Origin of the sequence: Arthrobacter sp. FB24 (assembly GCF_000196235.1) — a bacterium.
Classification (GTDB): Bacteria; Actinomycetota; Actinomycetes; order Actinomycetales; family Micrococcaceae; genus Arthrobacter.
This window is the reverse complement of sequence record NC_008541.1, coordinates 1,822,933-1,844,341: the sequence shown is the minus strand read 5'-3', so window position 1 is coordinate 1,844,341 and position 21,409 is coordinate 1,822,933. Positions and strand designations below refer to the sequence as shown.

The window sequence follows — 21,409 nt, the reverse complement described above, 5'->3', positions numbered from 1 at the left end:
CGCCTATGTCACCTCGACGCAGCTACCATCTTAGGCCAGCCGCCTGGCCAGTGCGCCCACTGAATTGATGAGCTCATCAAAGCACTGCTTCGGATTGTTCGACGTCACAATCCGGGCGTTCGGCGGCAGCCCCCACAGTCCGCGGTAATCGGCGACGGTGGTGCCCATCAGCAGCGCGGATCCGGTCTCGACGTCAACCGTTGCCAGCCGGGCGGTGTATTCCGTCCGGCCCACGGCCACACAGGCAGCGAAGGCGTCGTGCACGTGGGCCACGAAGCCCTGGTCGTAGAGCCGGTGGAACTCCATGTAGAAGCGGATGGCATCGGACAGGCACGCCACCAGGGGGTTGCCGGAGCTGCTGCGGAGCCCCTCCGGCTGGTCCGGAAGGACGAGTTCCGGACCAGTGCCGGCGGCTTCGGCCAGTCGCTGCAGGTGTTCGGGCCGCATCTCGACCAGTTCGGTGGTCTCCAGGGCACACACCACCGGCAGCTTGTCCTCCGGGAGGCCCCGGTAGGCGGCAAAGACTTCCTTCGCGGCATGCGGATCGACCGAGACGTTCCACTCTGCCGTCGGGGTGGTGTTGCCCTGGTAGTAGAAGCAACCGCCCATGATCACCAGCCCCTTGAGCAACTGCGGCAGTTCCGGTTCCCGGCGGAGGGCGAGGGCGAAGTTGGTCAGCGGGCCGGTGATAAGGCCCGTGATCTCGCCCGGGTGCTTGCGCACCTCGTCCACCCAGACGTCCACGGCGTGCCGCTCCGAGATTTGTTGCGCGGGCACCGGCAGCTCGGCGTAGCCGATTCCCTGCGGTCCGTGGGTTTCCTCCGTGGTGACCAGCGGGATCTCGAGCGGCACTTCGGCCCCGATCGCCACTTCGACTCCTGATGTGCCGCACAACTCGAGCAGGGCAAGGTTGTTCAGTGCCACCTGGCGTGCGCCCACGTTTCCGGCGGTGCAGGTGATGGCCTGCAGCCGGACGTCGGGGCGGGACAGGAGGTAGACCAGGGCCAGGGCATCGTCGATCCCGGTGTCCACGTCCATCAGGACCGAATGCATCAGAAAAGTGCCACCTTGGGCGTGCGGGGGAAGATCTCATCCAGCTCGGCGCGTTCGTCCGCGTCGGGCACCCAGGCCACAGCCGCAGCATTTTCACGGATCTGTTCCGGCCTGGTGGCGCCCGCGATGACGCTGCTGACCGACGGCTGGGCCGCCAGCCAGGAGAACGCCACCTGGATCTCACTGAGGTTCCGCTTGGCGGCAAACTTGCTGAACTTGTCCAGCTGCTCCCAGTCGGCGTCATTGACCAGGTTGGTGCGCGTGTGGCTGAGGCGGGAGCCTTCCGGAGCCTTGCCCGGCGCGTATTTTCCGGTCAGCAGCCCGTTGGCCAGGGGGAAGTACGGCAGCACTCCCAGGCCGTAAGCTTCGGCGGCAGGCGTGACTTCGAGTTCAGCGCGGCGGTCCAGCAGGTTGTAGTGGTTCTGGGTGGAGATGAACCGGACGCCTCCACGGGCGCGGGCCACAAATTCTGCCTCGGCGATCTGCCAGCCGGCCCGGTTGGAGTGGCCGATGTAGCGGACCTTCCCGCTGGTCACCAGGTCGTCGAGGGCGGCAAGGGTCTCGTCGATGGGGGTCAGCGGATCAGGGGTATGGAACTGGTAGAGGTCGATCCAGTCGGTGCCCAGCCGGCGCAGTGACGCTTCGGCTGCCTGGACGATGTAGCGGCGCGACCCGCGGGCACCGAAGTCCTTGCCGTTGGCTCCGCGCATGTCCATGCCGAATTTCGTGGCGACAATTGCGTCCCCGCGCCGGCCGGCCAGGGCCTTGCCGAGCATGGTTTCACTGACGCCGGGCTCCCTGCCGTAGGTGTCCGCGACGTCAAAGAGCGTAATGCCCGCGTCCAGGGCGGCATGAACGACGGCGTCTGTCCCCTCCTGCGACTCCGTCACGGTATTGGCCCGGCCCAGGTTGTTGCAGCCGAGTCCCACCACAGAGACGGTCAAACCGGAATTTCCAAGGCGTCGGTATTCAGTCATGAAATCAGCCTATAACGGCCGCGACGAAGGTCCGGACGCCCTCTTGCCCGGGCAGTCAAAGGCAGCGCCAGGGTCAGGAGGACTGGTCAGGCAACAGGGAATTCGAGTCCGTGCTCGTCCATGGCGTCCTCAAGCTGGGCCATGGTCTTGACGCCCATTCCGTGCAATTTCAACAATTCCCGTTGACCGAACTGGACCACCTGTTCCAGCGTTTCCAGTCCGGCATGGGCCATGGCCCGGCGGGCAGGCGCGCCGATTCCGCGGGGAATCGGGGTGTGGCCTGGTTGAACGGATTTTGGCGCCATAACGGATGCCTCCCAGTGAGTCGGTTGCCCCCTCTTAGAGAGTAAAGCCCGAAGCCGGTTTCGGCGAGTGCTTGAGCTTAAACGCTGCCGGATCTCCGAACGGTGCCGCCGCGATGCTGAGTTTCGTGAAGTCCAGGTCCTCGCCGCGGATGCAGACCTTGATCGCGTTGACAGCTTTGTTGACGTCCGGGCACAGGCAGAAGATATTGAGTTTGGCGTCGCTGAATTCACTTCGTTCCACGGTGCCGAGGCCGCGCCAGGCGAGGTGGCTGATGAGGGCGTCCTTGGCTTTTTCTTCCAGGTAGCGGTCACGGTCCGTGCCGTCCTTGGTCTTCAAGGCGTACTGCGCCACCACCCAGAACTGGTCTTCGTCGGCAAGCTCGGCATAGCCGTCCTCGGCGCACTGCACCGCGAAAGCGTCCATGAGGCCCTCTGCGGCCGCAGCGTCGGCAACATCCGTTTCGTCCGTCTTGCTCTGGTGCCCCACCACGCCGTGATTCATCACGAACTGGCTGTAGTCCTCATCGAACCAGGCCTCCCGGAACAGCAGGACCCCTTCGTCGTCGCGTTTGTAGACCCTGATAATTCCGCTCATGCCCGTCCTCTCCTGAACCACTCGGCGTCTGTGCCGTCGAACGGTGCCTGCTGCGCCTTAACGGCCTGGTAAAGCTGTTCTGTCTCCGCGAGCATGCGGTCCACGAGGTCCCGGGGGTACTTCATGCTCACCTGGTGTTCCGCGAATTCGTCCTCGTCGTCGATGTACACACCGCGGGTCACGGACCGGATCACGTCCAGGTCCATGTCAATGACGTGGAATTCCATGGTGCCGGGCCGGATGCCGTTCCAGCCGTGGCCCACGGCGAGGTCCACGTACACCCGGAAGTCCCCCGGGTAGGTGTCGTCGTAGAACGTGGCCACGTAGTCGCCCGTCCGGGGAACGAGGAGGACGGCATCGGACCTGGCATGGAAGGCTGCCCCGGGCCGTGAAATGAAGGACCCCTTGGGCTGGAAGATCCACCAGCCGTGGACGTCCTCGCCGAGGTAGTTCCCGGGTACCACCCAGTGGGCGCCGCCGTCCCATTTACGGTTCCGCGCCACCACCAGGTCTCCCGGTTTGAGGCTCTCCGGGGGTGTGGCCTCGTGCAAAATCACAGTTTCGGCAGGCTGCCCGTAGTCGGGTGTTCCTGGCCGGGCAGGGGACGGGCGAAAGGCACCTTCGTCCCCAGAACCTGCGCAACGACGTCGTGCGTGATCTGGCGGGCGGTCAGTCCGACACGTTCCAGAACCTGCGCACGGGTGCCGTGGTCCAGGAACTCCACGGGCAGCCCCACTTCGTTAAGGGCGGTGTCCACCCCGGCGGCGCGCATTTCCTGGCGGATGCGGGACCCCACTCCGCCGGCCCGCACGCCGTCTTCGATGCAGATGACCAACCGGTGGCGGGCAGCCAGCGCAATAATGGATTTCCGGACCGGCAACAGCCAGCGGGGGTCCACTACGGTGGAGCTGATGCCTTGGGCTCCAAGGCGGTTGGAAACGTCCAGGGCGAGTTCGGACATGGCGCCGACGCTCACGATCAGCACGTCGTTTTCGCTGGAGCCGGCAGGGCGGCGGGCCAGCACATCCACGCCGTCGCTGAGGCGCTCCAGGGCTTCCACTTCGGCGCCCACGTTGCCCTTGGAATACCGGACTACGGTGGGCGCGTCCTCGATGGCCACAGCCTCGCGGAGCTCCTCGCGGAGCCGGGTTGCGTCCCGGGGGGCAGCCAGGTGGAGGCCGGGCACAATCTGCACCATGGCCATGTCCCACATGCCGTGGTGGCTGGCGCCATCAGGACCGGTGACGCCGGCGCGGTCCAGGACGATGGTGACGCCGGCCTTGTGCAGCGCCACGTCCATGAGCAGCTGGTCGAAGGCACGGTTCAGGAACGTCGCATAGACGGCGACCACGGGGTGGAGCCCGCCGAAAGCCATGCCCGCGGCCGAGGTGAGCGCGTGCTGTTCGGCAATGCCGACGTCGAAGACGCGTTCCGGGTGCCGTGCGGCAAACTTGTGCAGGCCCACGGGAATGAGCATGGCACCGGTGATGCCCACGATGTCCTTGCGCTCATCGGCAATGGCTGCGATTTCATCGGCGAAAACGGACGTCCACGATTGGGCGCCGCCCGCCTCGGTGGGCACGCCGGTTTCGGGATCAATGATGCCCACGGCATGGAACTGGTCAGCTTCGTGGGCGCGCGCCGGCGCGTAGCCGTGGCCCTTTTCCGTCATGGCGTGCACGATAACCGGGCCGGCGTAATTCTTCGCGGTGGAGAGCGCGTGCTCCATGGCCTGGAGGTTGTGCCCGTCCACAGGGCCAATGTATTTCATGCCGAGGTCCTCGAACATGCCCTGCGGCGCCCACCAGTCCTTGATGCCCTTCTTCATGGCATGCAGGCTGCGGTACGTAAACTGGCCCACTGGTCCGCCGTTTTGGAGCTTCCGCTTCCACCAGTCAAGGGTGCCCTCGTAGGCCGGGGCCGCACGGAATGAATCGATGGTCGGGCGCAGCGATGCGAGATAGTCGGCGAAGCCGCCCACAGTGGGGGCATAGGACCGGCCGTTGTCGTTCACGACAATGACCACGCGGCGGCGTTTGTCCGCAGCGATGTTGTTGATCGCTTCCCAGGCCATACCGCCGGTCAGCGCCCCGTCGCCCACCACGGCAATGACATAACGGTCGCCGTCGCCGGTCAACTGCCGGGCGCGCGAGATGCCGTCGGCCCAGGACAGCGATGAGGAGGCATGAGAGCTTTCCACGATGTCGTGCTCGGACTCTCCACGGTCCGGATAGCCGGACATGCCGCCTTCCTGCCGGAGGGTGCTGAAGTCCTGGCGTCCGGTGAGGAGCTTGTGGACATAGGACTGGTGCCCGGTGTCAAAGACAATGCTGTCGCGGGGGGAATCAAAAATACGGTGCACGGCCATGGTCAGTTCCACAACGCCGAGGTTCGGTCCGAGGTGGCCACCCGTCTGTGACACGTTGCCGATCAGGAAACTCCTGACCTCCGCAGCCAGCTGGGACAGCTGTTCTTCGGTCAACTTGCTCAGGTCCTGCGGATTCCGGATGGTGTCCAAAATTCCCAACGGGGCCTCCTTCGGGTGGTAGACATGCCTTTTAACTCTAACGCCTCGAAAGCGGGCCGGACGCAGGGACCGGCCGGCCGCAACGTAAAAGCCCCGGCCTGTCAGTGACAGGCCGGGGCTTTAGGCGGTGCCGGTTGTGACCTTCGCCGCTAGTTGCCGGAGATCTGGCGCAGCACGTACTGCAGGATGCCGCCGTTGCGGTAGTAGTCCGCTTCGCCCGGGGTATCGATGCGGAGGACCGCATCGAAGGACTTGGCGGAGCCGTCTTCAGCCGTGGCCGTGACCTTGAGGGTCTTCGGAGTGGTGCCTTCGTTGAGGGCGGTGACGCCCTCAACTGCGAAGGTTTCCGTGCCCGTCAGGCCCAGGGTTGCGGCAGATTCGCCGGCCGGGTACTGCAGCGGAAGGACCCCCATGCCGATCAGGTTGGAGCGGTGGATGCGCTCGTAGCTTTCAGCCACCACAGCCTTGACGCCCAGGAGCGCGGTTCCCTTCGCTGCCCAGTCACGGGACGAGCCGGAGCCGTATTCCTTGCCAGCCAGGACCACCAGCGGGGTGCCGGCTGCCTGGTAGTTCTGGGCAGCGTCGTAAACGTACGCCTGGGGACCGTCCGCCTGGGTGAAGTCGCGGGTGAAGCCACCCTCGACGCCGTCGAGCAGCTGGTTCTTGATGCGGATGTTCGCGAAGGTGCCGCGGATCATGACTTCGTGGTTGCCACGGCGCGAACCGTAGGAGTTGAAGTCCTTGCGCTCCACGCCGTTTGCCAGCAGGTACTGGCCTGCAGGGGTGTCCGACTTGAAGGAACCGGCCGGGGAGATGTGGTCGGTGGTGACGGAATCGCCGAGCTTGAGCAGCACGCGGGCACCGGTGATGTCCGTGACGGGCTCAGGCTTGGCCTTCATGCCTTCGAAGTAAGGGGGCTTCCGGACATACGTGGACTTCTCGTCCCAGGCGAAGGTGTCGCCGGCCGGGGTGGAGAGGGCCTTCCAGCGGTCATCGCCGTCGAAGACGCCCTCGTAGCCGCGGGCAAACATTTCCTTGTCGATCGACGAGTCGATGACCTGCTGGACTTCAACCGGGTTCGGCCAGATGTCCTTCAGGAAGACGTCGTTGCCTGCTTCGTCCTGTCCGAGCGCATCCGTGTCGAAGTCGAAGTCCATGGTTCCGGCCAGGGCGTAGGCGATGACCAGCGGCGGGGAGGCCAGGTAGTTCATCTTCACGTCCGGGTTGATCCGGCCTTCGAAGTTGCGGTTGCCGGACAGCACGGCGGTGACGGAAAGGTCGTTGGCCTGGATAGCCTCGGAGATTTCGGCGTCCAGCGGGCCCGAGTTGCCGATGCAGGTGGCGCAGCCGTAGCCCACGATGTAGAAGCCGAGCTTCTCCAGGTACGGAGTGAGGCCGGACTTCTCGTAGTAGTCGGTGACCACCTTGGAGCCGGGGGCAACGGAGGTCTTGACCCACGGCTTAGCTGCCAGGCCCTTGTCCACGGCGTTGCGTGCCAGCAGTGCTGCGGCGAGCATCACGGAGGGGTTGGACGTGTTGGTGCAGGACGTGATCGAGGCGATGGAAACCGCGCCGTGGTCCAGTTCGAACTCGCGGCCGTCCGCGGTGACAACGTGCACCGGGGTGGACGGACGTCCGTGGGCGCCGTTGGCGGCGGACTCAACCCTTGCCGTTTCCGTGGTGTGGGAATCAGCGTGGGTGAACGAGGGCGGATCGGAGGCCGGGAAAGACTCTTCCAGGGACTCGTCCACGCTGCCGTCTTCGATGCTCACGTAGTTGTGGATGTCCTTGCGGAACTGCTCCTTGGCATCCGTGAGCTCGATGCGGTCCTGCGGGCGCTTCGGGCCGGAGATCGACGGAACAACGGTCGACAGATCCAGCTCGAGGTACTCGGAGAACTTGATCTCCTTGGAAGGATCGTGCCACAGGCCCTGTTCCTTCGCGTAGGACTCCACGAGGGCCACGTTCTCTTCCGAGCGGCCGGTGAGGCGCAGGTAGTCAAGGGTGACGTCGTCGATCGGGAACATGGCGGCCGTGGAGCCAAACTCCGGGCTCATGTTGCCGATGGTGGCGCGGTTGGCCAGCGGCACTGCGGCCACACCTTCGCCGTAGAATTCCACGAACTTGCCCACAACACCGTGCTTGCGCAACTGCTCGGTGATGGTGAGGACGACGTCGGTTGCGGTGGCGCCGGCCGGGATGGATCCGGTCAGCTTGAAGCCTACGACGCGCGGGATCAGCATGGACACGGGCTGGCCCAGCATTGCCGCCTCGGCTTCAATGCCGCCGACGCCCCAGCCCAGCACGCCCAGGCCGTTGACCATGGTGGTGTGCGAGTCGGTGCCGACGCAGGTGTCCGGGTAGGCCCGGACGACGCCGTCAACTTCGCGGGTCATCACGGTGCGGGCCAGGTACTCGATGTTGACCTGGTGGACGATACCGGTTCCCGGCGGGACGACCTTGAAGTCGTCGAACGCGGTCTGGCCCCAGCGGAGGAACTGGTAACGCTCCCCGTTCCGCTGGTATTCGATCTCCATGTTGCGCTCCAGTGCGCCGGAGTTGCCGAATGCGTCGATCTGCACCGAGTGGTCGATCACCATTTCGGCGGGTGCCAGCGGGTTGACCCGCTTGGGGTCGCCGCCGAGTTCCTTGACGGCCTCACGCATGGTGGCGAGGTCCACTACGCAGGGCACGCCAGTGAAGTCCTGCATGATCACGCGCGCCGGCGTGAACTGGATTTCAGTGTCGGGCTCGGCGTTGGGATCCCAGCCGGCCAGTGCTCGGACGTGATCGGCCGTAATGTTGGCGCCGTCCTCGGTCCTCAACAGGTTTTCAAGCAATACCTTGAGGCTGAACGGAAGGTTTTCTGCACCTTCAACGGAGTTCAACCGGAAAATTTCGTATTCGGTACCGGCTACATTAAGTTTGCCTTTTGAACCGAAGCTGTCCACAATGCTCATCGCAGGACTCCTCTCGCAACAGTTTCATCTTTGTCGCGCGGTAGACCGCTTGCTAGTTAGGTCATCCTAATTAGTACAAGGTCATACAAAAGAGCATGGGGTCAGCCGAGAATTCGGCGCGCGACGTGGGACTACTACGCCCATCCTAGTCACATCAAGCCGGGGGCGTCAGCAACGCCACTGTCTCCATGTGGTGGGTGTGCGGGTACAGGTCGAATGCCCGCAGCCCCGCGAGCTGCCAGCCTCCCTGCCGGAAGTACCCCAGGTCCCGGGCGAACGACGCCGGATCGCAGGACACGTAGGCGATGGCCCGGGGACCGGCCGCCATCAGCTGGCTGACCACTGCCTTGCCCGCGCCGGCGCGGGGCGGGTCGAGCACCAGGGCATCGAAGTTACGTGGCTTCTGGCGCAGGACCCGTTCCACGCGTCCCTGCACAATTTCCACCTGCGGTGCCCCGTGCAGGTTCTTCCGCGCGTCCCGGCTGGTGCCGGGGGCACCCTCAACGGACAGCACGGAGCCGGTCACGCCAACGGCGTCCGCAAGCGCTGCGGTGAACAGCCCCGCCCCGGCATACAGGTCCGCAACCACCGCGCCCGGCTCCAGGTACCCGCCGTCGTGCAGGAATCCCTTAAGCGCCCCGACTAGTGTTTCCGGAGCATCCCGGTGGATCTGCCAGAAGCCCTCCCCCGTGACCCGGAACTCGTGCCCGGCGGCCGACTCCTGCACCCAGGTGCGGCCGCGCAGCTGCAGCGACTCGCCCTTGGCCGGATCGAAGCTCGCCACCGAGACCTCGTCGGGAAGCTGCGCGAGGATCCCGCTAAGGCGCTTCGCGCGGGTTCCTTCGGCCGGTGCCAGCAGGACCAGCGGGCGCGAGCCGTTGGCTGGCGCGGCCACTTCAACGCGTTCGACGCCCGCGAGGTCGATGTCCCAAAGCCTGAGGTCGTTGATGGCGGACACGGTCAATGGCATCTCGCGGATGGCAATGACCTGGTCGGACCTGTGCGCGTGCATGCCCAGCTTCCCGGCGGGTGTCACGGCAAAGCTGGCCCGCGTGCGCCAGCCCAGCCCGGGCGCACCGGGGCTGTGGTCGCCTGCGGCGGCGGCCGCGCCGACAGCTTCCACCTCCGTGACGCGTTCGACGCCGGCGAGCCGCTTCAGCTGTTCGGCCAGGACGTCAGCCTTGAGGCTGCGCTGACGTCCAAGGGACACGTGGCCCAGCTCGGCTCCGCCCACCGGAGGGTGCCCGTGCGACCATGCCCGAAGCGAATCCGCCACATGCCAGAAATGGGGCATACGGTCGGGCGATGCTTCGAGCACTTCCACAACATCCGCTCGCCAAAATTTGGAGTCCTCGCCGGCATCCGTCAGACGGATCCGGACCTTCTCGCCCGGGATGGCGTGGCGGACAAACACCACACGGCCCTCGTGGCGGGCAACGCAGTGCCCGCCGTGGGCGATGGGCCCGATATCCACCACAAGTTCGGTATGCGTGCGGGTCTGGGTCTCGGGGTTCATTGGATATCCTGCAATTTCTTGGCTTCTTCGGACGATTTCAGTTGCCACGGCACGCTGGCCACCATGACTCCCGGCTCGAAATGGAGGCGGGTTTTGATCCGCAGGGCGGTCTGGTTATGGACCAGCTGTTCCCACCATTTGCCCACCACGTACTCGGGGATGTAGACCACGATCAGGTCCCGGGGCGAATCCCGCCGCATGTTCTTCACGTATTCCATGATGGGGGTCACCGTTTCGCGGTACGGGCTGGCGAGCACCGTCAGCGGCACCGGAATTTCCAGTTTCTCCCAGTCGGCCAGGGTGTGCGCGGTCTCTTCGGAGTTGATGTCCACCGTGATGGCATCAAGCCGGGAGGGCCGCGACGCCCGGGCGTAGGCGAGTGCCCGCAGAACGGGTTTGCGGACGTGGGAAACCAGCAGCACGGCGTGGACCCGTGACGGCAGGGCGCGGGGCGAGGAATCCTCATCCACGGCCAGTTCCTTGGCCACGTTGTCGTAGTGCGCGCGGATGCTCCACATGATGAGGAAGAGCACGAACATCGCCAGCAGGGCGATCCAGGCCCCCTGTTCGAACTTGGTGATCAGCACGATCACCAGGACCAGCGCCGTCATGCCGAAGCCGATCGTATTGATGATGCGGGACTTGAGCATGCGCAGCTTGACGGCGGGGTCCCTGGCGAGCTTCAGCTCCCGGCCCCAGTGCCGGATCATGCCGAGCTGGCTCATCGTGAACGAGATGAAGACGCCGACGATGTACAGCTGGATGAGCTTGGTGACGTCGGCGTTGAACGACAGGATGAGCACGAGGGCGCCTGCGGCGAGGGCCAGGACGCCGTTGCTGAACGCCAGCCGGTCCCCGCGGGTGCGCAGCTGGCGCGGCAGGTAGCCGTCCTGGGCCAGGATCGAGCCCAGTACCGGAAAGCCGTTGAACGCCGTGTTGGAGGCAAAGACCAGGATCACGCCGGTTGCTGCAACGACGATGTAGAACAGCACTGAGCCGGGTCCGAAGATGGTCTGGGCTATCTGGCTGATGGCCGGGCTTTGGATGTAGTTTTCCGGGAGCGGCTGCCCGTTGAGCAGGAATTCCGTGGCGGGGTCCAGAACGATGTGCACCTTCGTGGCGTTCGCCAGGTAGATGATGCCGGCCAGCATGGAGGCGGCGATGACGCCGAGCAGAAGCAGGGTGGTCGCGGCGTTCTTGCTCTTCGGTTTCTGGAAATTGGGGACGCCGTTGCTGATGGCTTCCACCCCGGTCAGGGCGGCTGCGCCCGAGGAGAACGCCCGCAGCAACAGGAACGCCCCGGCCAGTCCCACCAGCCCTTCGTCGAATCCGGCGGCCGGAACAATCGTGAAGTCGGCAGACGGCGCCTTTCCCAACTGGCCGGTGAGGGCCTGGAAGACGCCGACGGCAGTCATCCCGAGAATGGAGGCCATGAAAATGTACGTGGGGACAGCGAAGACGCTTCCCGCTTCCTTGATGCCGCGCAGGTTCACCAACGCCAAAATGATGACGCCCACGGTGGCAATCAATGCCTGCTGGCCGTGCAGCGCCGGGACCGCGGTGGTGAGGTAGGTTGCAGCGGATGACATGGAGACGGCAACCGTGAGTACATAGTCCACCAACAATGCGGACGCGACTGTCAGTCCCGCGTACTTGCCCAGGTTTTCGTTGGCGATCTCGTAGTCGCCGCCGCCGGAGGGGTAAGCGTGGACGTTCTGCCGGTAGGACGCGACGACGGTCAACAGCACTACCATGACGGCCAGCCCCACCCAGGGTGAAAACGCCACGGCGCTCACACCCGCCAGGGCCAGGGTCAGGAGGATCTCGTCGGGCGCATAGGCCACCGAGGACAGGGCGTCGGAGGCGAAGACCGGAAGCGCGATCCGCTTTGGCAGCAAGGTATGGGCCAGCCGGTCATTGCGGAATGGCCGTCCCACGAGAACCCGTTTCACGGCATTCAATATTGTCAGCACTCCACAAAGCTAGTCTGATTCGGACGCGATGTCATGACAGCATCCGGCTGTTGGCTCCGCGGTTGCCCGCGGGGCCGCACGCGGGATCTGCCGGACACCGGAACGGGCAGCCCGGACGGCCGGTAGAGTCTTACGGAGCAACAGGAAAAAGACTGAGGAGGCACGGTGGCGCACTTCGTGATCATGGGTTGTGGCCGCGTGGGAGCAACGCTGGCGCACACCCTCGAGGATGCGGGCCATTCGGTGGCCATCATCGACCAGGACGACCGTGCCTTTCGCAGGCTCCGCACCGGTTTTTCCGGCCGGAAGGTCACCGGAGTCGGGTTCGACCGGGAAACCCTGAAACAGGCCGGCGTCAGCGAGGCCTACGCCTTCGCAGCAGTGTCCAGCGGAGACAACTCGAACATCCTGGCCACGCGGGTTGCCCGCGAAACGTTCCATGTCCCCCACGTCGTAGCCCGGATCTACGACCCCGGCCGCGCCGAGATCTACCAGCGCCTGGGCATACCGACGGTGGCGGCAGTGCGCTGGAGTGCCGACCAGGTGCTGCGCCGGATCCTCCCCGAGCAGCACCTCGCCGGAGACTTCCGTGAGCCTTCCGGGCGGCTGGTCCTCGCCGAAATCGACCTCGATCCGTCCTGGATCGGGCACTCAGTGGCCGAAATCGAGAAGGTCGCCGGCATCCGGATCGCCTACCTGACCAGGTTCGGCGAGGGGATGCTGCCCGGCCCCGGCACGTCCTACCAGGAGGGCGACACTGTCCATGCCATGCTGCGGGTGGACCGCAGCGCCGAGGTAGGCCACATTCTTGCCAAAGAACCACCCAAGGAGCAGTAAGTGAAAGTCGTCATCGTCGGGGCAGGGAGCGTCGGTTCCTCGATCGCCCGTGAGCTTCTTTCCCACAAACACGAAATCCTGCTGATCGACCTGAAGCCGGAGGTGATCGGCCGCAGCGGGCTGCGCGGCGCGCATTGGCTGGTGGGCGATGCCTGCGAACTGAGCACGCTCCAGGACGCCAAGCTCGATGACGCCGACGTCGTGGTTTCGGCCACGGGAGACGACAAGGTCAACCTGGTGGTGTCCCTGCTCGCAAAGACCGAGTTCGGCGTCGGACGCACGGTGGGACGCGTCAACAACCCCAAGAACGACTGGATGTTCAACGACTCCTGGGGCGTCGACGTCGCGGTCAACACACCGCAGCTCATGACCGCCCTCGTTGAGGAAGCGGTGGAAATCGGTGACCTCGTCCGGCTGCTGACCCTGCAGACCGGGGTTTCGTCCCTCGTCGAGTTCACCGTGCCCCATGACTCCCACGTCATCGGAGTCACCGTGGGAGACATTGACTGGCCCGAGGATTCCACGCTGGTGGCGATCCTCCGCGACCAGGCCCCCATCACGCCCAGCCGGGATGACGTGCTCGACGGCGGTGACGAACTCTTCTTCGTCACCACCATCGCTGCCGAAGACGGCCTCAGGGCGCTACTGTCCCCCGAACGGCAGCTGGACCGGGAAGCGGACCTTCTGGAAGGGCAGGAGGACGGCCAGCCCGTCCGCGAGCAGGAGCAGCAGGCCCCCGAGGACGACGGTTTTGACGGCTAGATCCGACGGCTAAGGCAGCGGCGGAGGTCCGGGCTGCGGACGTGCGCCCGGGTCCGCCGGCGCCTTGGGCTCCACCGGAACTGCCGGCCTGGTGATGAGCCATGCCACCCAGATCCCCAGGATGTACAGCGGGGCACCCATGATGAGCCTGGTGGTGGCGAGGCCGGCCAGTCCCTGTTCGCCGAGGAGGTACAGCGGCACCTGGACCAGCAGCCGCAGGGCCAGGACACCCACGATCACCCACGTGCCCAGGCGGTAGGCCCTGACGCGGGCCGGGTCCTTGCGCCAGTCCAGGCCCTCGTTCCGGATAAAACCGAACAGCAGGCCTGCGACGGGCCAGCGGAGCGCGATGGACACCACCATTCCGGCAATGTAGGCCGCATTGGTGAAGAACCCCGGAACGTAAAAGTCCTGTGCCTTACCGGTGGTGTTCGCGAGCCAGGCGGAAATTCCGACGCCGGCGATCCCGGCCAGCGCCTGTGTCAGCGGCCGCCGTTGGACGAGGCGGGCAACAGTGAATGCGGCCGCCGCAGCGAGCGCACTTATCAAGGACAGGGTGAGCTCGCGGGTGATGGTGAACGCCACGAGGAAGACGAGTCCCGGGACGATGCTCTCCGCGATGCCCTGGACGCCGCCTGCGCTCTTGACTACGTCGATGCTGCCGTCCTTGGACCGGTGCAGGCCGGCCTTCACGGCGTAGCCTTCTGCAAGGTCGGCCACGGAAGGCGGTTCCGGGGTGGGCCGCGGCTTGCCCGGGCCCGCAGCGGGGTCCGGGTTCTCGGACGTCGTCATTCGTTCTCCTGGCGGGACAGTATTTCGTAGCGGGGATTGAACATCGTGGGGAGGCCGTCGCGCACTGTGAGCATGCCTTCGAGCCGGAGTTCGCAGCCCGGGTCGACACCGGGTACCCGCCGCCGGCCCAGCCACACGACCCGCAGCCGGTCGCGCCGGCCCGATCCGCCGGGCTTACGGGCCGACGGCGGTTCCGCGGCAACCGGGGCAAGTCCGCCCTTGGTGCGCGGGAGGTCATGGTCCGTGACGATCGCGGTGAACGTGGCAATCTGGGCGGCCGGAACGTACGTGACGGACTCTATGAAGCCGCGGCACAGCACCCGTCCACGGTCCGGCAATCCACTAATGGAAAGTTCGGGCCGGGGATATTCGCCGGCCGGATCAGCCAATCTGGGTGATCTCCGGTCCGCGCTCGGGCTGCTCGAATTCCGGTGCGCCCTGCTGCGGTGCAGGAGCGGAATCCTTCGGCAGGCGGAGTTGGAGCAGGTCGCGCGGGGGCATCGGGCTCTCGCCCCGGACCACGACGATCTGCCGGAACAGGGATTCAAGGTTCGCGGCGGCGTCGCGGTCCAAGGCAGCTTCGCCGCCCAATACGCCGCGGAGGAACCAGCGGGGACCGTCGACGCCGATGAAGCGGGCTACGCGGTAGCCGCCCGCGCCGTCGGCGGTTCCTGCCGGAAGCTTAGCCACGAGTTCGGTGCCGAAAACACCGGGGATCTCTTCGACCTGACCGCCCTGGCTTCCCACGGACTGCCCGATCTGTTCACGGATCTCGTCCCAGAGTCCCTCGGTGCGCGGGGCAGCGAAGGCCTGGAGCTGGAGGCTCGAACCGTCAAGGTCCATAGTGACGGCGACGACCCGCTGCGTGGCTTCCTCAATCTCGAGCCGCAGCTGGAGGCCTTCCCGCGGTGCAATCAGCAGGGCGCCGAGGTCCACGTAGCCGTCGGTGCCGTCGATTTCCGAGACGTCAAAAGGCCCCGTGGCTTTCCGGCCGGTGTTCTCCTCAGCGGAGTCTGCAGTTTCCAGGCTTTCCCCGGGCTCTGCTGCCTGGTCCTTCTTGGCCTTCTTGCCACGCCCAAAAACCATCGGGTTGTCTCCTTAGTTGTGATCTTGTCCCGCCGTACCACCTGGGCCGCGCGGTAAGCCATGCAGCACCGGCACAGCGGGGCGGCTCGCGGCGGCTAGGCCTGAGGTGTAGCGACGCCGCCGGCCACACCGAATCCGCCGGTGGAACCGAAGCCGCCGTCACCGCGGACCGAGTCGCTCAATTCCGCAACGGCCACAAACTGTGCGTACTCCACGCGCTGAATGACCATCTGTGCAATTCTATCGCCGCGACGAAGCTCAATGGACTTCTCCCGGTCCGTGTTCAGCAGCGTCACGGCGATCTCTCCGCGGTATCCGGCATCGACCGTTCCGGGGGCGTTGACCACTGTCAGTCCGTGCTTGGTGGCGAGCCCGGAACGCGGGTGGATAAGTGCGACGAAACCGTTCGGCAGGGCGATCGAGACTCCGGTGGGCACCAGCCGGCGTTCACCCGGTTCGAGGACCACATCCTCTCGGGCCCGCAAGTCGGCTCCGGCGTCGCCGGGATGGGCGTAGGACGGGGCTTCGAGGCCGGCGTCGAGCATTTTCAGCTGTACGGACAGCGTGGGCGATCCGTAGGCGGCGGCGCTGCCCTCCGGGGAGTCCGACGGCAAAGTACTCACGGCTGCAGTTTCTTCAGTCACAGTCATTCACTCTAACGCCAGCGGCGCGTCGGGGCCTAGCCGCGGCTGGCGCCGTCGGGCGCCCGGCCAAGGTGAAATACCCCGGGAAAAGTGGAAAGCTGGGCCTATGCCGGAATCTAGTGCAGCTGTGCCTGCCCCCAACAGCACACCCCGCGGAACAACCGTTGTATACAGCGAGAAGCTCCGCCCCAGTCCGTGGATCTGGCTGGTGGCGGCCGGGCTGTCCGGCGCCGGCATCCTTGTTTTCGCCCCGATCAGCATGACGGCCGGCATCACGGCGGCGCTGGTGCTGTTCGCCATCATCACGGTGCTGCTGGTCCTGTCCACGCCCTCCATCACGGTGACGGCGGACACGCTGCAGGTGGGACGGGCCACTATCGAGCGTCGCTATGTAGGCAGTGTGACCCCGTTTAGCGGGAAGGACGCGACGGCTGAGCGCGGCCCGCGCCTGAACGGACTGGCATACCTATGCATCCGCGGCTGGGTGGACCCGGTGGTGAGGATCGAGATCACCGACCCTTCCGATCCGACTCCCTACTGGCTGGCTTCCACACGGCGCCCGGCGCAACTGGCGGCCGCACTGACCAAGGCTTGAGGACAACCCCGGCTGTCAGCCCTCGCAATCCTTACAGAACAGCAGGCCGTCCTTTTCCCGGGCGATCTGTGAGCGGTGACGGACCAGGAAGCATGACGAGCAGGTGAATTCATCCGCCTGGGCCGGCAGGACGCGTACCAGGAGTTCCTCGCCGGACAGGTCCGCACCCGGCAGTTCGTAGCCTTCGGCCAGGTCGGATTCGTCTTCATCCACTACCGCCGTCGGTTTGTCCGCGCGCCTGGTCTTCAGTTCCTCGATGGAATCCTCGTTCAGTTCCTCTTCTGACTTCCGCGGCGCATCGTAATCTGTCGCCATTAGTTTCTGTTCACACTCCGCTTTGTTCGGTGGGTTCGCCGGTTCGGGGGTACTGCGCTTCGGGAGCGTTGGCTCCCGCTGGGTGGTCCGCGGTCCGGTTCACCGATGTAAACGCCGGGTGGCCTGGTTTTGTGCCCGGCTCAGGCGCCCATTTTTCCCCAGGCGGTCCTTGAAAGCGAGAGCTTCCTCGGTGGATTCCCGGCGAACGCCTGATCAGGACGGAACGCAGGCAGGCCAGGGGCACAGGAAACCCCGGAAAGTCGCGGAATATCGCGGCGCGCCCTCTCCCCTCCCCGGAAAAGCTACTGCCGGGTGGCAGAGTTTCGAATGTCAGTAATGCCAGGGTGGAGGATTTGTATGCAGGATCTACGGCTTGTAGGCGTCCACGACGACGGAGAGCATCTCCTGTTGAGCGGCACCGGCGGCGAGATGTTCCAGCTGCCGATCGACGAAGCTCTCCGGCTCGCGGCCAGCCGCTCTCCGGCGAAAGTTGCCGCTTCGGTGGCGCCCGTCGCCATGTCCCCGCGGGACATCCAGGCGCGCATCAGAGGCGGTGCAACGGCCGCCGAGGTATCAGAACTCTCAGGCATTCCCCTGGCCAAGGTCCAGCGTTATGAGGGCCCTGTGCTGGCTGAACGCGACTACGTGGCACAGCAGGCCAGAAAAATCGAAGTGGCCTCGCCGGCACCGGGCCACGACGTCTACCGCTCCGCCTTCGGGGACAACCCCGCCACGCTCGGTGACATGGTGGCTCACCGGCTCAACGCCCACGGCATCGAGTCCTCCACCGTCGAATGGGACTCCTGGCGGCGCCCGGACGGTACGTGGACAGTGGTTGCCCGCTTCGAGACCAATCCCGGCCGACACACCAGCATCGGCGAGGAACCGCCGGCCATGTGGACGTTCAGTCCTGCGCGCAAGTCGCTGCAAAACGCCAACCGCTGGGCGCAGCAGCTCAGCGAGCTGGAACCGCTCGACGGACCGGTACCTGCCCGCCGCCTGTCAGCGGTTTCCGATCGCCCGTTCGACTTTGAGACGGACGCAGAGGCAGCGGCCGCGCGGACGGCGTCCGGCCAGCCCGGAAAGGACCCGGACGGCCTGCTCGACATGCTGCGGTCACGCCGCGGCCAACGGCTGGGCGTAGACGAAGACGGCGACGACGCCTTGGCTATGCTCCTCACCAACGGTGTTCCGGCGGCCCATCCGCGTCCGTCCGAAGTAGCCGGCGAACCCGAGGCAGACGAGAGTGCGGCCGGGGCGGAAAACGGCGAAGAAGCCGCTGCACCTGCCGCCCAGGGAGATTCTTTCACCCGCAAGCGTGAGATGCGAGCCTCCATGCTGTCCCGCCTGAGCCTGGCTCCCCGGCACACCGGCGACGACGATGAACGGCTGAAACTCCACGACGGCGTCAGCACGGAAACCCGTGAAATCACCATCGTGGCCTCACCGCTGCGCCCGGTGACGGGCCAGGACGAACAAACCGCCGAAGAGTCCGGCAGCATGCCGGAAGCACCCGGCGGCCCGCAGCGCGATGAAGCCCCCGGCGCAGAATCCGCTCCCGTGAGGGAAACGGCGCCCGCCCGACAGTCCGGCTGGAACCGCGAATCCGCGCCGAACGTGGGCCTGGATGAACTGCTGGGAGGCGGGAGCCCCCGCCGCCCCCGGGAGGATGCACCGGCCGCCGCCAGGAATGACGCTGCCCGGAGTGACACTGCCAGGAACGACGCCGCCCGGAACGACCGGGAAGCCGATCAGCCGGAACGGCAGCCTTCAAAGCCCAAACGCTCCAGCGTGCCCAGCTGGGATGAAATAGTTTTCGGCGCACGCGGCGACTAAGCCGTTCCGCCCTGCCTGAGCCCGCATAGGGCCTTATGGCACCTTCCCGCCAGCCGAGTTTCCATGAGACTGGAGAACGGAGGGCAGGAGGCCTCATCGTGACCGTTCTCATCGCTTACGCGAGCGCGATGGGTTCCACCCGGGAGATCGCTCAACGGGTGGCGACCCGAATGGCGGCGGGACTCGGCGAGGTTGAGTGCCGGTCCGTGGAGGAAGTCGAGTCTGTCGCCGGCTACAAGGCTGTCGTCGTCGGAAGCGCCATCCACAACCAGGCGTGGCTCCCCCCTGCTGCATCCTTCCTCGCACGCCATGCGCCCGAGCTGGCCAAACGACCCGTGTGGGCCTTCAGCGTGGGGATGGCGGATGCCCTGCCGAAACCGTTCCGCAAGCGGGGTGCGGCGCTACAACAGGCACGTCTGGCCGGAGTTCTCTCACGGGACATTCCGCTTCGGGGCCACAGACTCTTCTCCGGCGTCTACGAGGCCGCCCAGATGCCGGCACTGCTCCGGCTGGTGTTCCGGCTCACGGGCGGCCGATTCGGGGATTTGCGGGACTGGGCGGCTGTGGACGCCTGGACGGATGAGATCACTGACCAACTCAAAAAACCTGCCCGGTGAAGGCCGTCTTCGCAACTGTGGGGCCGGCGTCAGGGATCCACCCATATCAGCCAGGAGATGCTTCTTGCTTCCGAGGCACTGCCGTGCTTGGTCAGCTGTGCCGGGTTTCCCCGGAGCCGTGCCACAGGCAGGCGTCCACCTCGAACGGCAGCAACTGGTCCTGCTGGGCCATGACATTGGCTCCGTGGGCCGTGACCCGCCGCATGAAATGCCGCCGGCACAACGTCTCGTAGCCGACTACGGGGGCGTGATCCGCTGAGGCGGAGGCCGGGTCTCCGGCCATGTCGACGTCGCCCACCACCACTTGCGCCCCTTCGGTCACCATGACGCCGTCAACGGTGCGGGCGTTATGGGTGGCGCGGCGTCCGCACCAGCACAAGGCTTCCACCTGCAGGACCTGGACACGGTCCGCGAGCTCAATAAGCCGCTGCGATCCCGGAAAGAGCCGGGTGCGGAAGTCCGCGCTGATTCCGAACGCAAACACATCGACGTCGATCTCGTCCACAATCCGGGCCAGCTGTTCCACCTGCAGCGGGGAGTAGAACTGGGCTTCGTCACAGATGAGGTAGTCCACCCGGAGGCCGCGGGTGCGGCGCTCAATGACCTCGTCCCAGAAATCCGTGGTGTCCAGGACCTCCACGCAGTCCGTCTCCAGTCCGAGCCGGCTGGAGATCCTTGCCCCGCCTGCCCGGTCGTTGCGGCTGAACCGGACACCGCCGCGTCCGCGGGCCCGGTGGTTGTGATCCATCTGCAGGGCCAGGGTGGATTTTCCGCAGTCCATGGTGCCGGAGAAGAAGACAAGTTCAGCCACGCGCTCCCTTTCTGCCTTGGGCCTGGAAACAAAGAAGCGGAACCTCTCGCTCCGCTTTGGTCAGCGACCCGTGCTGCCCAACAACGTCCAACGCGGCAGCACGCACGCGGCGGGTGTCGTAGAACGCAAGGGCATCCCGGGCGGCGATCATAACGTCTCCGATGCGCGCGCTGACCTCCGGCCTGACATCGCCGAACAGCCCGGCGGCGACGGCCTCGTCCCGGGTGAACGCCCAGATCCTGTCGCCGAACCGATCCCGCCACGATTCGATCAGCCTGGCCCGGTCCTGTTCACCGGCGTCCGGCTCTAGGTACAGGTGGACCATGCGCGGCTCCCCCGCTGTGTGCCGGACTCCGGCGATGAGGGCCGGCTCGGACGAATAGTCGAGGCGCTGTGATTCAGGGACGTCGAGCATGCCGTGATCCGCCGTCAGCAGGACCGTGGTTCCCGGCGGAAGGGTTGCGTTCAGCCGCTTCACGGTGGCGTCGAGTTCTTCAAGCTGGTGTTCCCACTGGGCCGACTGGCACCCGTAACGGTGCCCGGCTTTGTCCAGGTCGTTGACGTAGAAGTACATCAGTGAGCTGTCGGCGGCAAGCATGGCGTCCGCCGCCGCGGCAGTCCGTGCGTGCGGGGTGGCGGCGGCGATGAAGCGGCCTCCCCGCAGCGCGGCCTGCGTCATGGGCGACGCGCCGAACTGCGGAAGGCTGATGGTGGTCACATCGGTGTGGGCGGCCGCGCGCTCGAACACCGTGGGAAACGGCTGCCATTCGCGGGGGTCCACGCCCGCATCCCAGTTGCCCAGCATGTTGACCACTTTGTCCTGCCCGGGATCGAGGACGTCATAGCCCACCATTCCGTGCTGGCCGGCCGGGAGCCCCGTCCCGAAACTGGCGAGCGAGGACGCCGTGGTGGAGGGAAAAGCGGAGTCCAGCGCCACCGGAACGGAGCCTTGGCCCTGCTGCATCACGGACCGGAGGAACGGGGTGTGCGCCGACTTCTGCTTGAGCAGGCTCCGGCCCAGGCCATCGGCCAGGACCACGCACACCCGCTTGGCTGCAGGCAGTTTCAACCGGTTCTCGAAACCCTCGATCCCGAGGCTGGCTGCCGCGCTGGTGAGGACCTCGGCGATGGAGCGCTGGCCGAAGGCAGGCGCCGGGGGCATCAGCGACGGTACGGAGGTGCCTTCAACGATGGCTACGGCTGACGGT

21 protein-coding genes are annotated in these 21,409 nt (G+C 65.8%); 5 read left to right on the top strand and 16 right to left on the bottom strand.

Features of this window, described 5'->3' with window-relative positions:
* Window positions 1–30: 30 nt before the first annotated feature.
* The 9 genes from ARTH_RS08375 to ARTH_RS08335 form a co-directional block, all read right to left on the bottom strand.
* Window positions 31–1,053, bottom strand: a complete 1,023-nt coding sequence (locus ARTH_RS08375) for a nucleoside hydrolase (RefSeq protein WP_011691510.1) — start codon at window positions 1,051–1,053, stop codon at window positions 31–33.
* Window positions 1,053–2,030 (bottom strand): aldo/keto reductase, encoded by a 978-nt coding sequence (locus ARTH_RS08370; RefSeq protein WP_011691509.1) that lies wholly within the window; start codon window positions 2,028–2,030, stop codon window positions 1,053–1,055. The genes ARTH_RS08375 and ARTH_RS08370 overlap by 1 nt, the downstream gene beginning before the upstream one ends.
* 86 nt (window positions 2,031–2,116) lie before the next feature.
* A complete protein-coding gene (locus ARTH_RS08365; RefSeq protein ID WP_011691508.1) occupies window positions 2,117–2,335 on the bottom strand; it encodes a hypothetical protein in 219 nt (72 codons plus the stop codon).
* A gap of 34 nt (window positions 2,336–2,369) precedes the next feature.
* Window positions 2,370–2,930 (bottom strand): hypothetical protein, encoded by a 561-nt coding sequence (locus ARTH_RS08360; protein WP_011691507.1) that lies wholly within the window; start codon window positions 2,928–2,930, stop codon window positions 2,370–2,372.
* Window positions 2,927–3,481, bottom strand: coding sequence for a DUF402 domain-containing protein (locus ARTH_RS08355; RefSeq protein ID WP_043430545.1), 555 nt, complete (start codon window positions 3,479–3,481; stop codon window positions 2,927–2,929). The genes ARTH_RS08360 and ARTH_RS08355 overlap by 4 nt, the downstream gene beginning before the upstream one ends.
* A gap of 2 nt (window positions 3,482–3,483) precedes the next feature.
* Window positions 3,484–5,457, bottom strand: coding sequence for a 1-deoxy-D-xylulose-5-phosphate synthase (gene dxs / locus ARTH_RS08350; RefSeq protein ID WP_011691505.1), 1,974 nt, complete (start codon window positions 5,455–5,457; stop codon window positions 3,484–3,486).
* A gap of 149 nt (window positions 5,458–5,606) precedes the next feature.
* Window positions 5,607–8,417 carry an aconitate hydratase AcnA gene (gene acnA / locus ARTH_RS08345; protein ID WP_011691504.1) on the bottom strand — a complete coding sequence of 937 codons (2,811 nt, stop codon included), beginning with the start codon at window positions 8,415–8,417 and terminating at the stop codon, window positions 5,607–5,609.
* A gap of 154 nt (window positions 8,418–8,571) precedes the next feature.
* Complete coding sequence (locus ARTH_RS08340) at window positions 8,572–9,933, bottom strand: class I SAM-dependent RNA methyltransferase (RefSeq protein WP_011691503.1); 1,362 nt, start codon at window positions 9,931–9,933, stop codon at window positions 8,572–8,574.
* Window positions 9,930–11,906: an APC family permease gene (locus tag ARTH_RS08335; protein ID WP_043429654.1), complete on the bottom strand. Its 1,977-nt coding sequence runs from the start codon at window positions 11,904–11,906 to the stop codon at window positions 9,930–9,932. Before ARTH_RS08335 ends, ARTH_RS08340 begins: the two co-directional genes overlap by 4 nt.
* A gap of 165 nt (window positions 11,907–12,071) precedes the next feature.
* Here ARTH_RS08335 and ARTH_RS08330 point away from each other — a divergent pair, with 165 nt between their 5' ends.
* Window positions 12,072–12,743 carry a potassium channel family protein gene (locus tag ARTH_RS08330; protein ID WP_011691501.1) on the top strand — a complete coding sequence of 224 codons (672 nt, stop codon included), beginning with the start codon at window positions 12,072–12,074 and terminating at the stop codon, window positions 12,741–12,743.
* On the top strand, window positions 12,744–13,505 hold the full coding sequence (locus ARTH_RS08325) for a potassium channel family protein (protein WP_011691500.1): 762 nt from the start codon (window positions 12,744–12,746) through the stop codon (window positions 13,503–13,505). It begins immediately after the preceding gene.
* Window positions 13,506–13,514: 9 nt separating this feature from the next.
* Here ARTH_RS08325 and ARTH_RS08320 read toward each other — a convergent pair whose 3' ends face one another.
* The 4 genes from ARTH_RS08320 to dut all read right to left on the bottom strand — a co-directional run bounded on the left by ARTH_RS08320 (window position 13,515) and on the right by dut (window position 16,027).
* A complete protein-coding gene (locus tag ARTH_RS08320) occupies window positions 13,515–14,297 on the bottom strand; it encodes a DUF3159 domain-containing protein (RefSeq protein ID WP_011691499.1) in 783 nt (260 codons plus the stop codon).
* Complete coding sequence (locus tag ARTH_RS08315) at window positions 14,294–14,686, bottom strand: hypothetical protein (RefSeq protein WP_011691498.1); 393 nt, start codon at window positions 14,684–14,686, stop codon at window positions 14,294–14,296. Before ARTH_RS08315 ends, ARTH_RS08320 begins: the two co-directional genes overlap by 4 nt.
* Complete coding sequence (locus tag ARTH_RS08310; RefSeq protein WP_011691497.1) at window positions 14,679–15,383, bottom strand: DUF3710 domain-containing protein; 705 nt, start codon at window positions 15,381–15,383, stop codon at window positions 14,679–14,681. Before ARTH_RS08310 ends, ARTH_RS08315 begins: the two co-directional genes overlap by 8 nt.
* Window positions 15,384–15,478: 95 nt before the next feature.
* Complete coding sequence (gene dut, locus ARTH_RS08305; protein ID WP_011691496.1) at window positions 15,479–16,027, bottom strand: dUTP diphosphatase; 549 nt, start codon at window positions 16,025–16,027, stop codon at window positions 15,479–15,481.
* Window positions 16,028–16,133: 106 nt separating this feature from the next.
* On the opposite strand from dut, the gene ARTH_RS08300 reads away from it, so the two are divergent.
* A complete protein-coding gene (locus ARTH_RS08300) occupies window positions 16,134–16,622 on the top strand; it encodes a DUF3093 domain-containing protein (RefSeq protein ID WP_011691495.1) in 489 nt (162 codons plus the stop codon).
* Window positions 16,623–16,637: 15 nt separating this feature from the next.
* On the opposite strand, the gene ARTH_RS08295 is transcribed toward ARTH_RS08300, so the two are convergent.
* Window positions 16,638–16,937 (bottom strand): DUF4193 domain-containing protein, encoded by a 300-nt coding sequence (locus ARTH_RS08295; protein WP_011691494.1) that lies wholly within the window; start codon window positions 16,935–16,937, stop codon window positions 16,638–16,640.
* A 357-nt stretch (window positions 16,938–17,294) separates the two neighbouring features.
* Here ARTH_RS08295 and sepH point away from each other — a divergent pair, with 357 nt between their 5' ends.
* Both sepH and ARTH_RS08285 read left to right on the top strand, forming a co-directional pair.
* A complete protein-coding gene (gene sepH, locus ARTH_RS08290; protein WP_043429652.1) occupies window positions 17,295–18,773 on the top strand; it encodes a septation protein SepH in 1,479 nt (492 codons plus the stop codon).
* Window positions 18,774–18,871: 98 nt separating this feature from the next.
* Entirely contained in the window at window positions 18,872–19,390 is a 519-nt protein-coding gene (locus ARTH_RS08285) for a flavodoxin domain-containing protein (RefSeq protein ID WP_043429650.1), read from the top strand.
* 91 nt (window positions 19,391–19,481) lie between these two features.
* On the opposite strand, the gene ARTH_RS08280 is transcribed toward ARTH_RS08285, so the two are convergent.
* Both ARTH_RS08280 and ARTH_RS08275 read right to left on the bottom strand, forming a co-directional pair.
* Window positions 19,482–20,201, bottom strand: coding sequence for a thymidine kinase (locus ARTH_RS08280; RefSeq protein WP_011691491.1), 720 nt, complete (start codon window positions 20,199–20,201; stop codon window positions 19,482–19,484).
* Complete coding sequence (locus ARTH_RS08275) at window positions 20,194–21,363, bottom strand: alkaline phosphatase family protein (protein WP_232223648.1); 1,170 nt, start codon at window positions 21,361–21,363, stop codon at window positions 20,194–20,196. Before ARTH_RS08275 ends, ARTH_RS08280 begins: the two co-directional genes overlap by 8 nt.
* Window positions 21,364–21,409: the final 46 nt, after the last annotated feature.

Coding starts and splice junctions, on each gene's coding strand:
- ARTH_RS08320 (WP_011691499.1), bottom strand. CDS start 14,297: ATGACGACGTCCGAGAACCCGGACCCCGCTGCGGGCCCGGGCAAGCCG.
- ARTH_RS08340 (WP_011691503.1), bottom strand. CDS start 9,933: ATGAACCCCGAGACCCAGACCCGCACGCATACCGAACTTGTGGTGGAT.
- ARTH_RS08365 (WP_011691508.1), bottom strand. CDS start 2,335: ATGGCGCCAAAATCCGTTCAACCAGGCCACACCCCGATTCCCCGCGGA.
- sepH (WP_043429652.1), top strand. CDS start 17,295: ATGCAGGATCTACGGCTTGTAGGCGTCCACGACGACGGAGAGCATCTC.
- acnA (WP_011691504.1), bottom strand. CDS start 8,417: ATGAGCATTGTGGACAGCTTCGGTTCAAAAGGCAAACTTAATGTAGCC.
- ARTH_RS08370 (WP_011691509.1), bottom strand. CDS start 2,030: ATGACTGAATACCGACGCCTTGGAAATTCCGGTTTGACCGTCTCTGTG.
- ARTH_RS08360 (WP_011691507.1), bottom strand. CDS start 2,930: ATGAGCGGAATTATCAGGGTCTACAAACGCGACGACGAAGGGGTCCTG.
- ARTH_RS08295 (WP_011691494.1), bottom strand. CDS start 16,937: ATGGCGACAGATTACGATGCGCCGCGGAAGTCAGAAGAGGAACTGAAC.
- ARTH_RS08375 (WP_011691510.1), bottom strand. CDS start 1,053: ATGCATTCGGTCCTGATGGACGTGGACACCGGGATCGACGATGCCCTG.
- ARTH_RS08300 (WP_011691495.1), top strand. CDS start 16,134: ATGCCGGAATCTAGTGCAGCTGTGCCTGCCCCCAACAGCACACCCCGC.
- ARTH_RS08275 (WP_232223648.1), bottom strand. CDS start 21,363: ATGCCCCCGGCGCCTGCCTTCGGCCAGCGCTCCATCGCCGAGGTCCTC.
- ARTH_RS08310 (WP_011691497.1), bottom strand. CDS start 15,383: ATGGTTTTTGGGCGTGGCAAGAAGGCCAAGAAGGACCAGGCAGCAGAG.